Source organism: Allosphingosinicella sp., from assembly GCF_036403745.1.
Taxonomy (GTDB): Bacteria; Pseudomonadota; Alphaproteobacteria; order Sphingomonadales; family Sphingomonadaceae; genus Allosphingosinicella.
Window position 1 is genome coordinate 15,639 of sequence record NZ_DASWQI010000041.1, and the last position, 13,275, is coordinate 28,913.

The window sequence follows — 13,275 nt, forward strand, 5'->3', positions numbered from 1 at the left end:
CGTTTGGTGTTCATCGCGCTGTTGAGCTTGACGGGGGTCGGATGCCACGTCGGCACCTCGTGCGTTTGCAATGACCAAAGCGGCAGCGTCTGCTGCTGATTCGTCGCCCGGCGCGGCGTAGCTTCTGCCTTGACCGCTGAAGGGTGGTGCGGCGAGTCGACCTCGGGGACTGTGAAGTAATGTCCTCTAGCCGCGGGGGTGGTCGGGGAGGGTCTGCTTTACCGTCAGCATCTCGGCCCACGGGTCCGCCTTCCGCTTCGCGAGCAGGGCCGGGGCGGTGGTGACGAGGTAATCGCAGGGGTCGAGGCCGGGTTTTACCGAGTCCCAGGGGAGCGGCATGGCGACGGGGGCGCCGGGGCGGGAGCGGGTGGAATAGGGGGCAACGGCGGTCGAGGTGGGATCGTTGCGCAGATAGTCGATGAAGATGCGGCCGGCGCGCTCGGCAATGGAGATTTTGGTGAGGTAACGTTCGGGGCTGTCGGCGGCCATTTGCGCCGAGACGCCCTTGGCAAAGCTCTTCACCTCCTTCCAGGCGGCGGTGGGCTCGACGGGGACGACGACGTGGAGGCCCTTGCCGCCGGTGGTCTTGACGAAGCTCAGGAGCCCGAGGGCGGCAAGGCGATCGCGCACTTCGTGGGCGGCGGCGATCACGTCTTCGAAGGAGAGGCCTTCGTCGGGGTCGAGATCGAAGACGATGCGGTCGGCCTTGTCGGGATGGTCGATTGTGACGCCCCAGGGGTGAATTTCGAGGACGCCCATCTGAACCATGGCGACGAGGCCCGCGACGTCGCTGATGTAGAGATAGGGCTCGTCGAATCCCGGGATGACGATCTCGCCCAGTTGCGGCGGGACGCCGGAGCCGGCGTGGCGCTGGTAGAAGCATTTGCTGCCGCGGCCGGTCGGACAGCGGACCATCGTCACCGGGCGGCGGGCGACGTGGGGGAGCATGAGCGGCGCGATTGCGACGTAATAATCGGCGAGGATGCCCTTGGTGACGCCCTGCTCGGGGTAGAGGATCTTGTCGGGGTTGGAGAGGCGGACGCCTTCGACGATGCGCTCTTCGGGCTTGGCGCTCACCGGGCGGGCTCCAGCGTGTTGGCGAGCTCGGCGGGACGGGCCTCGGGCTGGAGCTGGTCCTTGCGGCATTGCTCCGGCGCCTTGTCCGGATGCCAGCGCAGGAATTTGGTGCCGTGGCGGAAGCGGCCGCCGGTGACATGGTCGTAGCGCACTTCGGCGACCAATTCGGGGCGGAGCGGCTGCCATTCGCCGGTGCGCTCGGTCGACCAGCGCGACGGCCCGCCCGGAGCATCGCCGGTGAAGCCGGGCTTGGCGATCAGGGCCTCGAGGCGCCTGGTGAGGGCGGGGCGGTCCTCTGCGGGGATCGAGGAGGTGAAGCCGACATGATCCAATTTGCCCGCCTCGTTGTAGAGGCCGAGGAGCAAAGAGGCGACTTCGCGGCTGTTGGTGCCGTAGCGGAAACCGCCGACGACGCAGTCCGCCGTCTTCAACTGCTTGACCTTGAGCATGGCGCGCTCGCCGGGCTCGTAGAGGCGGTCGCGGCGCTTGGCGACGACCCCGTCCAAGGCGCCCCCGGCATGATCGAGCCAGCCCTGGGCGATTGCGCGGTCGGCGGTGGCGGGGGAGAGGAGGAGGTCGTCGGCATGCTCGGCGCCGTAGACGGTCTCGAGCGCCTGGCGGCGGATGGAGAGGGGGGCGGCGAGGTAGCTGGTCTCCTTGTGGAAGAGGAGGTCGAACAGCATGAATTGGGCGGGCGTCTCGGCGGCAAGCTTCTTGACGCGGCTGGCGGCGGGGTGGAGGCGCAGCTGGAGGGCGTCGAAGGAGAGGTGGTCGCCGACCGGGATGATGAGCTCGCCGTCGAGCACGAAGCGGTCGGCGCGCATGGCGAGGATCGAGTCGACGATCTCGGGGAAGTAGCGGCCGAGCGGCTTGCCCGACTTGGACTGGAGGAAGACCTCGCCGCCGTCGCGCCAGGCGAGACAGCGGAAGCCGTCCCATTTGGGCTCGAACTGCCAGCCGTCTCCCGGCGGCAGGTCGTCGACCAGCTTCGCCTCCATCGGCGGCAAGCCGGGCTTCACGGCGAGGCGCTGAAACGCATCCATAACGAAAGAGACGCTCGATTTGCCGTCCCGGTTCCGGACGCGTTTGCGGCGAGCGGATTCGAACGCGGGACGGATGGAACCCGAGAGGGGGCTCAAATCGTTGAGAATGCGGTCCGATTAAGCGACAAGAGCCGCTTGGCATTTTCGATGGAGACGATGTGAGCTTTTCGCGCAGGCATTTTCTGGGAGCGGCGGCCGCGGCGGGGGCGAGTCTCGCCTTGCCGGCGCGGGCCTTTGCCCAGGTTGCGCCTGCGGGGCCTGTCATCAATCCGCGATTGAAGGCGCGGGCGCTCGCCGCGCTCGAAGCCAACCGCAGCGTCATCGCCAAGACCGACGTGATCGGCATCGCCGACTTCAGCCGGATGTCGCGCGACCCGCGTTTCTACATCGTCGACCTGCGCACCGGCTTCGTCACCGAGCATCACGTCGCCCACGGCAAGGGCTCCGACCCGGCCAATTACGGCTTCCTGCAATATTTCTCGAACGAGATGGGCAGCGAAGCGACCTCGCAGGGCGCCTACCTGACGGGCGATGCCTATCAGGGCAAGTACGGCTATTCGCTGCGGCTGTCGGGGCTCGATCCGTCGAACAGCAACGCGCTGCCGCGGCAGATCGTGGTGCACAGCGCCTGGTATGCCGAGGCGAAGATGGTCGAGAATTTCGGCAAGCTCGGGCGGTCCGAAGGCTGCTTCGCGCTGCCGGGCGTGAGCCATGCCGAGGCGATGGTGCGCCTCGGCTCGGGCCGGCTGCTTTACGCCGAGAAGGTTTAGCTCCGCCCCAGTCCTCCCCGTCGGCGAAGCCGCTGGGGAGGGGGACCGCGTGAAACGCGGTGGAGGGGCCGTCTCCGGTTCAGTAATGCCCCTCCACCAAGCTCCGCATGGTCCCCCTCCCCATCCGCTACGCGCACGGGGAGGACGAGATGCAGCAGCCGCAGGAGCTTGGTTCCCCCTTATCGGGCGTTAACCAAGCGAGTCGTGCCGGACTCGCGGCGAACCGAGTGGGGCGGGCCGATTCGGCGGGGCCAATTCATTCAAAAGTAAGCCTTTTCTCCCTATATGATGAAGCCACAGCGGAGGGGTTTACACCAGTGGAACTGTCTCGCAGGCAATTGCTTGGCACCGGCTTTGCGGCCGGAATGATCGCCACCACGGCGCGTTCGTCGACGCTCTCGGAGCTCGTGCGCAATGCGCCGGCGCAGGCGGGCGCCGTTGCGGCGCGGCCGCGGGTGATCGTGGACCAGGCGATCGACCCCAACCTGCTGGCGCGGGCGCGGGCGTCGTTCGACCGGCACCGGCGCGTCCTCACCCATACCGACACGGTCGTCATCGCCGATTTCAGCAAGGCATCGCGCGAGCAGCGCTTCTTCATCCTCGACACCAACAGCGGCCGGGTCAGCAAGCATCTCGTCGCCCACGGCCGCGGCTCGGATCCCGACCATAGCGGCTTCGTCGAGCGCTTCTCGAACGCGGTTGGGTCCGAGGCGAGCTCCAACGGCGCTTACGTGACTGGCGATTATTATCCGGGCAAATATGGCCGCTCGCTGCGCGTCTCGGGCCTCGATCCGTCCAACAGCAACGCCTATGCGCGTGCCATCGTCGTGCACAGCGCCTGGTATGCCGAGCCCGGCGTCATCGCCGAGCATGGCAAGCTCGGGCGCTCGGAAGGCTGCTTCGCGCTGCCGTACGATAGCCTGCAGGAAGTGCTGCAGCGCACCGGGCCCGGGCGGTTTTTGTATGCGGACAAGCTCGCTTAAGTTTTACGATCGGCAGGAAAATGGGGCGGCGCGGGCTGGAGCCGGCGCCGCCCCTTTTTGCGTCAGCCGAAGGTGAAGGCGAAGGCTTCGGCGCCGGGATCGAGAAACTCGATCGTGAAGGTCCGGTCGCGCACGGGCCCCTGCTGCCGGACGAGCTGGTACAGGCGCTGCTCCGTCACGACGCCGTTGCCGTTCGCGTCCACGTCGAGGCCGTGATCGGGTCCGGGGGCGGCGCCGTCGAGTGTGATGCGGAAGCGGACCGGCTTTCCGCCGGGCGCGCCGAGGACGAGGTGGAGGTCGCGGCCGTGGAAGCGGTAGGCGATGCGGCCGCCGGCCTTTTCGAGATGCGCCTGTTGCGGGTGGACGGTCCAGGCGCCGGCGAGGGCCCATTGGTTGAGCGCGAGGGTGGGCAGCGCATAGTCGTTCGCCTTGTCGCGGACGAAGCCGCCGGGTGAGGAGAAGCCCTTGGCGCGGCCGTAGCCGACATAGGTTTCGTGGCTGGCGAGGCTGTTCATCGCCGCCTGCGCGCCGACGCCCTGCGCCTGCACCGCCGCCGCGCCGCCGAGATCGGAATGGCCGGCATCCTTGAGGAGCTGGCGGATCGCGCTTTCCGTGACGTCGTAATTGCCCTCGCCGAAATGGTGGTAGCGGATGCGGCCGGTCGCATCGATGAGGTAGCTCGCCGGCCAGTAATTGTTGTGGAAGGCGTTCCAGATGGCGGACTGGCTGTCGAGCGGAACGGCGTAATGGATGCCGAGATCGGCGATCGCCTTGCGGACGTTGGCGGGATCGCGCTCGAAGGCGAATTCGGGAGTGTGGACGCCGATCACCACGAGGCCGTCCTTGCGGTAGCGTTCGTCCCAGGCGCGGACATAGGGGATGGCGCGCAGGCAGTTGATGCAGGAATAGGTCCAGAAATCGACGAGGACGACCTTGCCCTTGAGCTGCCCGGCGGTGAGCGGCGGGGAGTTCAGCCATTCTATGCCGGTGGGGAAAGCGGGCATGGCGCCTTCGTCGGGGAGCTTCAGGGCGCCGTTGGGGCCGCCCATGACGGCGGTCGAGCGGCTGCCCTTGGCGGCGCCGAGGCTGCGGGCGACCTTGTCCTCGAGGCTGAAGGTCTGGACGGTGGAGAGGCGGGCGAGATAGCCGGTGTCGAGGCCGAGCGCGACGGCGGCGACGCCGGCGAGGACCAGCACGCCGAGCGCGCGGCGCACCCATTCGCCGGCGCCGATCGAGCGTTTCATCGCCTTGAACACGCGGCCGCCGACGACCAGCGCTAGGGCAAGCGAGGTGGCGGCGCCGAGGGCGTAGGCGAGGAGGAGGAAGCTGGTGCCGAGGGTGGCGCCCGAGAGCGCTGCGCCCGTCAGGATGATGCCGAGGATCGGGCCGGCGCACGGCGCCCATAAGAGGCCGGTGGCGACGCCGAGGAGGAGGGACGGGCCGATCTTCTCCTTGCCCGGCGCTGTGCCGGCTTCGGCCGCTTCGGAAAGACGCGAGCCCCAGCCGACCAGCGGCCGCATCGCGCGCTCGGCGAGGGCCGGGAAGATCAAGGTCACGGCGAAGAGGGCGAGGAGGGTGAGGGCGATCCAGCGCCCGGCCTGGTTGGCGGCGACGACCCAGCCGCCGCCGATCGCGGCGATGCTGGCGACGGCGGCGAAGGTCAGCGCCATGCCCGCCAGGAGCGGGAGGCCGTTGCGCAGGAACGGCCGGTCGGCGCGGGCGAAGACGAACGGCAGCACCGGCAGGATGCACGGGCTGAGGATCGTCAGCGCGCCGCCGACGTAGGCGAGGAGGATGAGGAGCATTGGCTCAGGCCGGACGGAAGGTGAGGGCGAGGCCGTTCATGCAATAGCGCAGGCCCGTCGGCTTCGGCCCGTCGTCGAACAGGTGGCCGAGGTGCCCGCCGCAGCGGCGGCAGAGGATCTCGGTGCGCTCCATTCCGAAGGCGCTGTCTGTGCGCTTCGCGACGGCATGCGGGAGGGCCTGCCAGAAGCTCGGCCAGCCGGTGCCGCTCTCGAATTTGGTCGAGGCGGCGAAGAGTGGGAGGGCGCAGCCGGCGCAGGCGAAGATTCCGCGGCGGTGCTCCTTGAGCAAGGGCGAGGAGCCGGGACGTTCGGTGTGGGCCTCGCGGAGCACGGCGTAGCGTTCGGCACCGAGCATGCGGCGCCAATCCTGGGCGCTGTGGGTGACCTGGAAGGTCATGGCCGCCTGAGCGGGGCCGCTGGCGCGGGCGAAGACGATGGCGCCGATGCCGGCGGCGAGGCCGGTGCCGAGGAGGGCGCGGCGGGAAAGATCGGTCACGGGAAGGCTCCTTGTTCGTACCGCCTTAGTTACGTGGGGTCGGCGGCGACGGATGCAATCAGGCGCGGGTGAGCTTGCCGGATGCGATGACGGGGCCGGTCGGGGCGCCGGTGGGGGAGCCGGAGGGCGGCTCGACCGAGATGGCGAAGACGGCGCCTTCGCGGACGTCGCCGGCCATCGGCATCGGTACGTCCATCTTGTTGGGCGCGACCGCCGAGACGATGCCCATCGGGTGCGGCCTGCCGCCCGCGGCGGGGATCAGCCAGAGCTCGTGGGCGTGGCCCGCGGCGGGCGCCATGCCGGCGGCGGCGGCGACGATCAGGCGGCGGCTGGCGGGATCGTAGGTGGCGACGAGGCGGGCGGGGCCGGCGTCCGACTGCATCATCGCGACGAGGGTCGGGGTGACAGTGGTGGCAGCCGGCGGGCCCGGGCGGGCGACGAGGACCAGCGCGAGACTGGCGGCGATGGCGGTGGCGGCGACGGAGTAGCCGCGCCAGAGGTTCATCTTCCGGCGGAGTTGGACGATGTTGGACGGCGCCGGGTTCGACTGCGCGTCGTTCGATGCGGTGGGCGCGATACGGCTTTCGATGGCCGGCCAGGCGGAGGCCGGCGGGTCGACCGCATCGACCTCGTCGAGCATCGGCGCGAGATGGGCGGTCCAGCGGGCGACGTCGGCGCGGAAATCGTGGTCGCGCCCGGCGAGCCTCTCGGCCTCTGCGCGTTCGTCGCCGTCGAGCAGGCCCATGGCGAGCTCGGCGGCGAGCAGGTCGCGCTCTTCGGCGGTCAAGGGCGGGCGGGTGCTCATCGCTCGAGGCACCCTCTTAGCCGAAGAAGGCCCCGGCGGATCCAGCTCTTCATCGTCGGCAGCGGCACGTCCTCGCGTGCGGCGAGATCGGGGTAGGAGAGGCCGTCGAGAAAGGCGGCGCGGATGGCGGCGGCGGATTTCTCCTCGAGCTCGGCGAGGCAATCGGCGAGGCGGTGACCGTCGCGGGCGCGGTCGATCAATTCCGGGGCGAGCGGCGCGTCGTCGGCAATGTCGAGCGCGGCGTCGATGTCCTCGGTCGGCGCGCGGCGGCCGCGGAGGCGGTCGATGGCCTTGTTGCGGGCCATCACGGCAAGCCAGGTGACGGGGCTGGCGCGGCCGGCATCGTATGCGGCGGCTTTGCGCCAGATTGTAACGTAGGTTTCCTGGAGCACCTCCTCCGCCTCGGCCTCGTTGCCGAGGACGCGCAGGCAAATGCCGTAAAGCTTGGCCGAAGTGCGCTTGTAGAGGAGCGCCATCGACGCGCGATCGCCGGCCGCGATTGCGCCCAGCGTGCCGGCCAGCTGCCGCCCTTCCTCCGATCCCCGCACCACATCCATCACAACGACCATGCACCTCGGGGCGCGGCAAAGGAATACCGGCTTAGGGAGCGGAACGGGCCGGGGCGCGAGGATCGGCATCGTTCCGCTCCCACCGTGCCGAGGCCGGTCCAGGGAGAGGACCGACCGCGGCATCGGATCAGGGCATCAGCACCGTGTCGACGACGTGGATGACGCCGTTCGACTGGAGGACGTTGGCGGTGGTGACGCGCGAGGTGCCGCCCTTGGCGTCGGTCAGGACCAGCCACTTGCCGGACATGCGGGCGGTCAGCGGCTCGCCCTGGACGGTGGTGAGGGTGGCGGAACCGTGGCCGGCGCGGATCTTCGCGGCGATGGCGGCCGAGGTGAGGCGGCCGGGGACCACGTGATAGGTCAGCACCTGCGTCAGCGTGCCCTTGTTCTCGGGCATGACGAGCGTGTCGACGGTGCCGGCGGGGAGCTTGCCGAAGGCGGCGTTGGTCGGCGCGAAGACCGTGAAAGGCCCGGCGCCGGAGAGGGTATCGACGAGGCCGGCGGCCTTGACGGCGGCGACGAGCGTCGTGTGGTCCTTCGAATTGACGGCGTTCTGGACGATCGTCTTGGTGGGATACATCGCCGCGCCGCCGACCATCGGATTGGCAAGGGCGATGCCGGTGCCGGCGAGGGCGAACGCTGCGGCGGCGGCGAGGATGCGGGTCTTGGTCATGAATTCTTCCTCCGTTGTGTCAGCTCTTCGAAAGGCTGCACGAGGAGGTACGGGGGCGGATGCCGCGCGGATGCAGGGCCGCGTGAAATAGACGGACGCCCCGGTCTCGCGGGGAGGCCAGGGCGCTGTTTACGCACGACTGGAGAGCCTCGCGCCCTCGAGGTGGGGCGGCACCGCGTGGGCCGCGGCGCCGCCCGACGGGGTCAGCGTCGGCTGAGGTCGTCGCGTTCGAACTCGGCGCTCTGGCCGCTCTCCTCGCGCTGAGCGGAGGTGTCGCCGCCGTCGAAGAAGGCGGCGCGGTCGCCGCTCTCGCCGCTGCCGCGGCTGCCGTCTTCGATCTCGACGTCGGTGCGGCGGACGGTGTCCGAGACGGTTTCGGTCCGCTCCTCGGCGGTCTTCTTGAGGACCACCTCCTCGCGGACGCGGGCTTCCTTGGCGACGACGGCTTCCTCGGCCGTCTCGGTCATCTCGATCTCGCGCTCCTGGAGGAGGTCGCTGCCGGAGAGGTCGGCGGCCGAGACGGGGCGGTCGACCGGGCGGCGCTCGACACTGACATGCTCTTCGCGGAGCGAGACCTGCTCCTGGACCGGGCGCTCCTCGACATAGGAGCGGACGCGGGCGCCGCCGCGCTCGACTTCGCGCTTGCCGACCTTGAGCTGCTCCTCGACGAGCGGGATGCGCTCCTCGGCGACCGCGTTGCCGGAGGTGGCGGTTGTGGCCGTGGAGGTGCCGGCGAAGCTTTGCTGCTGGGAGCGCTGCGTGTCGCGGCCGTCGTCAAGCTCGTCGCTGCCCGGCTCGTAGCCGCGCCAGCCGTCGCTGCGCCAGCTGTCCTGGCGGCGGTCGAAATCGACCGAGCCCTCTTCCAGGATCGAGCAGGCCTGGGCGGCCTGCGATTCCTCGACGGTGGCGCAGACGAGATAGCCGCCGCGGCGGACGCCTTCCTCGTACGCGTGGCGGTCCTCATGCGGCATGAAGGCCTCCTTCACCGATTCCCAAAAGCCGCCGCCATGGCTGTCGCCGGTGCCGGAGCGGTCCGAACTGCCGGTGCCGGCGCTTTGCTGGTCGACGATCCGGACGTTGCTCGCACCGGTGGCGGAGAGCCGGTCGCGGGCTGCCTCGGCCTCGCTGCGGCTGTCGAACATGGCTGTAATCGTACGCGACATTGACTCACTCCTTCACTCTTACAAGGCTACGGGACCGCCGCACGCGGACGCAGGCGCAGTTCCGCCGCCGGGAAGGCAAAGCTCTCCCGTTCGTCGGCCGAGGCCGGCGCTGGTCCTTTCACATTCGGCTATGCGGCCGCTCTGGACGGCCGGGCTGCTTAACCTCGATCATGGCGAACCGTTCCGGGCGGCGCCGGAACGACCGAAGCCGTTCGAACGAAGCGAGTTTTTCACGCGCCGAAGCGAGTCTCCGGTTCAGCCCGGGGCGCAGACGCTCTCGTCGCGGATGGCGGCGTCGCGCATCTCGGCGATGACGCGAAGCGCGCCGAGGGTGGAGGCGGGCGGGGCGTCGGCGCCGAGGCGGACGGCGACTCCGGTCATCAGGCTCTCGGCATCCTCGAAGGCGGCGCAGACGGCGCGGCCAAGCGCGGCGTCTTGGCGGGCGAGGCGGCGGGCGAAGGCGATGACGACGGCCTGGACGGCGAGGAGCTCGGCGTGGAGGGTCGGGAGATCGGCGTCGGCGGCCATGCCGGCTCAATGCGGCGCGGCGGGCTTTGGTGCGGCCGGCTGAGGCGCGGGGTCAGGCGCCAAGTTCAGGCCAGGGCGCGGTCGAGCAGCTCTTCCAAACCGAGGCCGAGGCGGCGGATCTGGGCGACGGTGGCGGGCCAGCGCTCGTTGAGGAACTGCTCGCGCTCGGCGCTGAGCAGGCGCTGGGCGGCGCCGCCGGCGACGAACATGCCGACGCCGCGGCGGACCACGACGAGACCCTCGTCCTGAAAGGTCTGATAGGCCTTGGCGACGGTGAGCGGGTTGGCGCCATGCTCGGCGGCGAGGCTGCGGACCGACGGCAGCGGATCGCCGTCGCCGACGCGACCCTCGAGGATCATCGCCGCGATCGTGTCGCGGAGGCGGAGGTAGACGGGGCGTTCTTCGGCAGCCATATGACAGCTTCAGTGTACTAATACGGTGTGGCAGTCAAGGGTGGTAAGTGCCTCCCTGGCGCCGGAGGCGACGGGGAGGGGGACCACCCGGAGGGTGGTGGAGGGGTAGCTGACGCAAGCTTCCGCCATTGCCCTTCAGATCCTCTGAACCCTGAGCAGGTCACCCCTCCACCACCTCCGGTGGTCCCCCTCCCCATCGTCCCGAATGGGGAGGCAGGGGTCAGCCTCGCCACTCCGTGAGGAGTTCGTCCAGGTCGGGGCGGGCCCGCTCTTCCAGCGCCATGCCAGGCGTGCCGAGGAAGAGGAAGCCGGCGACGCGCTCGCCTTCGCGGCCGCCGAGCGCTTCGAGCACCTGCGGGGAGTAAGCGGCCCAGCCGGTTACCCAGCCGCCGGCGAAGCCCATGGCATGGGCGGCGAGGAGAAGGTTCATCGCCGCGGCGCCGGCCGAGAGCTCCTGCTCCCAGAGCGGGATCTTGGCGCTTTCCTTGGGCGAGGAGAGGAGGACGACCAGCTCCGGCGCCTGATGGGCGAAGCGGTGCGCGGCTTCGATTTCGAGGCGGCCGGGCTCGCCCGCACGGCCGGCGCGGTAGGCGCGCTCGAGCATCTCGCCGAAAGCGGCGCGGGTCGATCGGGGGATGTGGACGAAGCGCCAGGGGTGGAGCTTGCCGTGGTCGGGGGTGCGGGCGGCGATCGCCAGGATGTCGCGCAGCTGCGCCGCGTCGGGGCCGGGCTCGACGAGGTCGCGGGGGCGGCCGGAGCGGCGGGTGCGCAGCAATGCGAGCGGCGAGGAGAGGTCGTTGAACATGGCGCCGCTCGCGCTAGCAGGCTTTGGCGAGGGCGCAACAATCCGGCTTCACAGGCGGAATTTCGCCGCTACGGTGCCGGCCTGATTTGGAGACCCGCCTGTCGCAAATGCGGGCCCGCCCGAGGGAGAGTAGCCATGGTGAACGTCGGCCCCGAGACCACGACCGAGGGCGAGCATCCGGACGTCTCCCGCTCCGACGGCGACACCTGGTTCGAGCACCCCCGCCAGCTCAAGCGCCTCTTCACGACCGAGATGTGGGAGCGGTTCGGCTATTACGGCATGCGGGCGATTCTGACGCTCTACCTCGTCAACCACTTCCTGTTCAGCGACACCACATCCACCGGGATCTATGGCGGATTCACGGCGCTCGTATACCTCACGCCGTTGATCGGCGGCCTCATTGCCGATCAGTATCTCGGTTCGAAACGATCGGTGAAGTTCGGCGCCATCATGATGTCGCTGGGGTATCTCACCTTATGCTTCGGCGGCGAGGCGGCGAAGCCGTTCGCCACGATCGACGGGCAGCGCTACGAGGTCAGCGTCGAGGGTAAGGGTGCGGCCCAGCACCGCTATATCGTTTCGAACGGTGCCCGATTGCTGATCAAGGGCAACGAGGACAAGTCGGTCTCGTTGATGGCCGCGAACGGGACGGAGTCGCGGCACCTGGCGCCGGACGCGTTCAAGTCAGATGGCCAGCGCTCCCCGGTCTTCGTGCTGATCCTGCTCCTCGGCCTGTCGCTGGTGACGATCGGCAACGGGTTCTTCAAGCCCAACATCTCGACGATCGTCGGCTCGCTCTACGCCGAGGGCGACCGCCGGCGCGATGCCGGTTTCACCATCTTCTACATGGGCATCAATCTCGGCTCCCTCATCTCGCAATTCTTCTGTCCGCTGCTGGCGGTGGGGGTCGGCTGGTGGGCAGGCTTCGGCCTCGCCGCGATCGGCATGGCCTGCTCATGGCTGCTGTTCCAGTTCGACGGCAATCGACTGGCCGGCTATGGCGAGCGGCCCCAGAATGCGCGGTCGGATCGCGACTGGATGTTCTACGGCGCCGCTCTCCTGGCAGTGCCGCTCGTCATCTTCCTGTTCTGGAACCTGATGAACTATGTCGCGCCGCCGAAGGGTTCCGGCATGCTCGGCTACATCATGTCGCTGCCGATCATGGGCAAATTCCTGTTCGGCACGTTTTTGATCGCCGTCCCCGGCATCCTCATCTGGTCCTGGCTGAAGGGCAGCCGCAAGGAATTCCAGATGATGCTGGCGGCAATGGTTCTGATCGTCTTCAACGTGGTTTTCTGGACCCTGTTCGAGCAGGCGGGATCGTCGCTGACCCTGTTCGCCGAGCGCAACACGGTGCTCGAGATCGGCTGGACGGCGCCTCTGTTCGCGCTCTTCCGCTCGACACCCGCCACCTATTACATCTTCTTCGCATTGGTGTTCGGCGCGGTGGCCTGGCTGGCTTGGTGGTTCTTCGCCTGGGGTGAGGAAGCCAAGACCCGCCGCACCATGGCGATCGCGGCGGCCGTGGTCGCGGTGCTGGCGATGGTGGGGATGCATTTCGCGCGGCTCGGCGGTTTCGGCAGCGAGCCAGTCTACGTCATGCCCGCCGGGCAGACGCAGATCTTCAACGCGCTGTTCATCGTCATTCTCGCGCCGATCTTCAGCCTGATCTGGAACATGCTCGCCAAGCGCGGCCTGGAGCCGCCCATTCCCGTCAAGTTCGGTTTGGCGCTGATCGGCGTCGGCGCAGGCTTCCTGTTCCTGGTCTGGGGCGCGAGCTTCGCGGGTGCCGATTACCAGGTCGGGCTGGCGTGGCTGGCCGGGCTCTATTTCATCCATTCGGTCGCGGAGCTGTGCATCTCGCCGGTCGGTCTCAGCATGATCACCAAGCTTTCCATTGCGCGGATCGTCGGCATGATGATGGGCGTCTGGTTCCTGTCCATCTCCGTCGCGCAATATGTGGCGGGCGTGGTCGCTCAAGGGGCGAGTGTCGCAACGGTGGGGGGGCAGGTCACCAACCTCAAGGTCAGTCTTGCCACGTACCTCGGCCAGTTCACCTCGATCGGCTGGTTCGCAATCATCGCCGGAGTCGTGCTTCTCGTCATCGCGTTCCCGCTCAAATATCTCATGCACGGAGTAAAATAG

The 13,275-nt window shown here is 68.7% G+C and carries 14 protein-coding genes; 3 read left to right on the plus strand and 11 right to left on the minus strand.

The annotated features are described in order from the left end of the window. Positions 1–186 precede the first annotated feature (186 nt). The gene (gene ligD, locus VGC56_RS06300) at positions 187–1,077 is read right to left on the minus strand and encodes a non-homologous end-joining DNA ligase (RefSeq protein WP_464124026.1); all 891 of its coding nucleotides are present in this window, start codon (positions 1,075–1,077) and stop codon (positions 187–189) included. Continuing rightward, entirely contained in the window at positions 1,074–2,120 is a 1,047-nt protein-coding gene (locus tag VGC56_RS06305) for an ATP-dependent DNA ligase (RefSeq protein WP_464124027.1), read from the minus strand. Before VGC56_RS06305 ends, ligD begins: the two co-directional genes overlap by 4 nt. 158 nt (positions 2,121–2,278) lie before the next feature. On the opposite strand from VGC56_RS06305, the gene VGC56_RS06310 reads away from it, so the two are divergent. Together VGC56_RS06310 and VGC56_RS06315 are read left to right on the plus strand one after the other, a co-directional pair. After that, complete coding sequence (locus tag VGC56_RS06310; RefSeq protein ID WP_464124028.1) at positions 2,279–2,890, plus strand: murein L,D-transpeptidase catalytic domain family protein; 612 nt, start codon at positions 2,279–2,281, stop codon at positions 2,888–2,890. A 365-nt stretch (positions 2,891–3,255) separates the two neighbouring features. After that, positions 3,256–3,873, plus strand: a complete 618-nt coding sequence (locus VGC56_RS06315) for a murein L,D-transpeptidase catalytic domain family protein (RefSeq protein ID WP_464124029.1) — start codon at positions 3,256–3,258, stop codon at positions 3,871–3,873. 62 nt (positions 3,874–3,935) lie between these two features. On the opposite strand, the gene VGC56_RS06320 is transcribed toward VGC56_RS06315, so the two are convergent. From VGC56_RS06320 to VGC56_RS06360, 9 genes are all read right to left on the minus strand, one after another. Then, on the minus strand, positions 3,936–5,678 hold the full coding sequence (locus VGC56_RS06320) for a cytochrome c biogenesis protein DipZ (protein ID WP_464124030.1): 1,743 nt from the start codon (positions 5,676–5,678) through the stop codon (positions 3,936–3,938). Positions 5,679–5,682: 4 nt separating this feature from the next. Beyond that, on the minus strand, positions 5,683–6,174 hold the full coding sequence (gene msrB, locus VGC56_RS06325) for a peptide-methionine (R)-S-oxide reductase MsrB (protein WP_464124031.1): 492 nt from the start codon (positions 6,172–6,174) through the stop codon (positions 5,683–5,685). Positions 6,175–6,232: 58 nt separating this feature from the next. Next, entirely contained in the window at positions 6,233–6,979 is a 747-nt protein-coding gene (locus tag VGC56_RS06330) for an anti-sigma factor (RefSeq protein WP_464124032.1), read from the minus strand. Beyond that, positions 6,976–7,548 (minus strand): sigma-70 family RNA polymerase sigma factor, encoded by a 573-nt coding sequence (locus tag VGC56_RS06335; RefSeq protein WP_464124033.1) that lies wholly within the window; start codon positions 7,546–7,548, stop codon positions 6,976–6,978. The genes VGC56_RS06330 and VGC56_RS06335 overlap by 4 nt, the downstream gene beginning before the upstream one ends. Before the next feature lie 127 nt (positions 7,549–7,675). Further along, entirely contained in the window at positions 7,676–8,221 is a 546-nt protein-coding gene (locus tag VGC56_RS06340; RefSeq protein ID WP_464124034.1) for a fasciclin domain-containing protein, read from the minus strand. Positions 8,222–8,424: 203 nt separating this feature from the next. Continuing rightward, positions 8,425–9,384: a YsnF/AvaK domain-containing protein gene (locus tag VGC56_RS06345; RefSeq protein WP_464124035.1), complete on the minus strand. Its 960-nt coding sequence runs from the start codon at positions 9,382–9,384 to the stop codon at positions 8,425–8,427. A 255-nt stretch (positions 9,385–9,639) separates the two neighbouring features. Beyond that, positions 9,640–9,912, minus strand: coding sequence for a hypothetical protein (locus VGC56_RS06350; RefSeq protein ID WP_464124036.1), 273 nt, complete (start codon positions 9,910–9,912; stop codon positions 9,640–9,642). A gap of 65 nt (positions 9,913–9,977) precedes the next feature. After that, complete coding sequence (locus VGC56_RS06355; protein ID WP_464124037.1) at positions 9,978–10,325, minus strand: GntR family transcriptional regulator; 348 nt, start codon at positions 10,323–10,325, stop codon at positions 9,978–9,980. 220 nt (positions 10,326–10,545) lie between these two features. Then, positions 10,546–11,130, minus strand: a complete 585-nt coding sequence (locus tag VGC56_RS06360; RefSeq protein ID WP_464124038.1) for a nitroreductase family protein — start codon at positions 11,128–11,130, stop codon at positions 10,546–10,548. A 135-nt stretch (positions 11,131–11,265) separates the two neighbouring features. On the opposite strand from VGC56_RS06360, the gene VGC56_RS06365 reads away from it, so the two are divergent. Next, entirely contained in the window at positions 11,266–13,275 is a 2,010-nt protein-coding gene (locus VGC56_RS06365; RefSeq protein WP_464124039.1) for a peptide MFS transporter, read from the plus strand.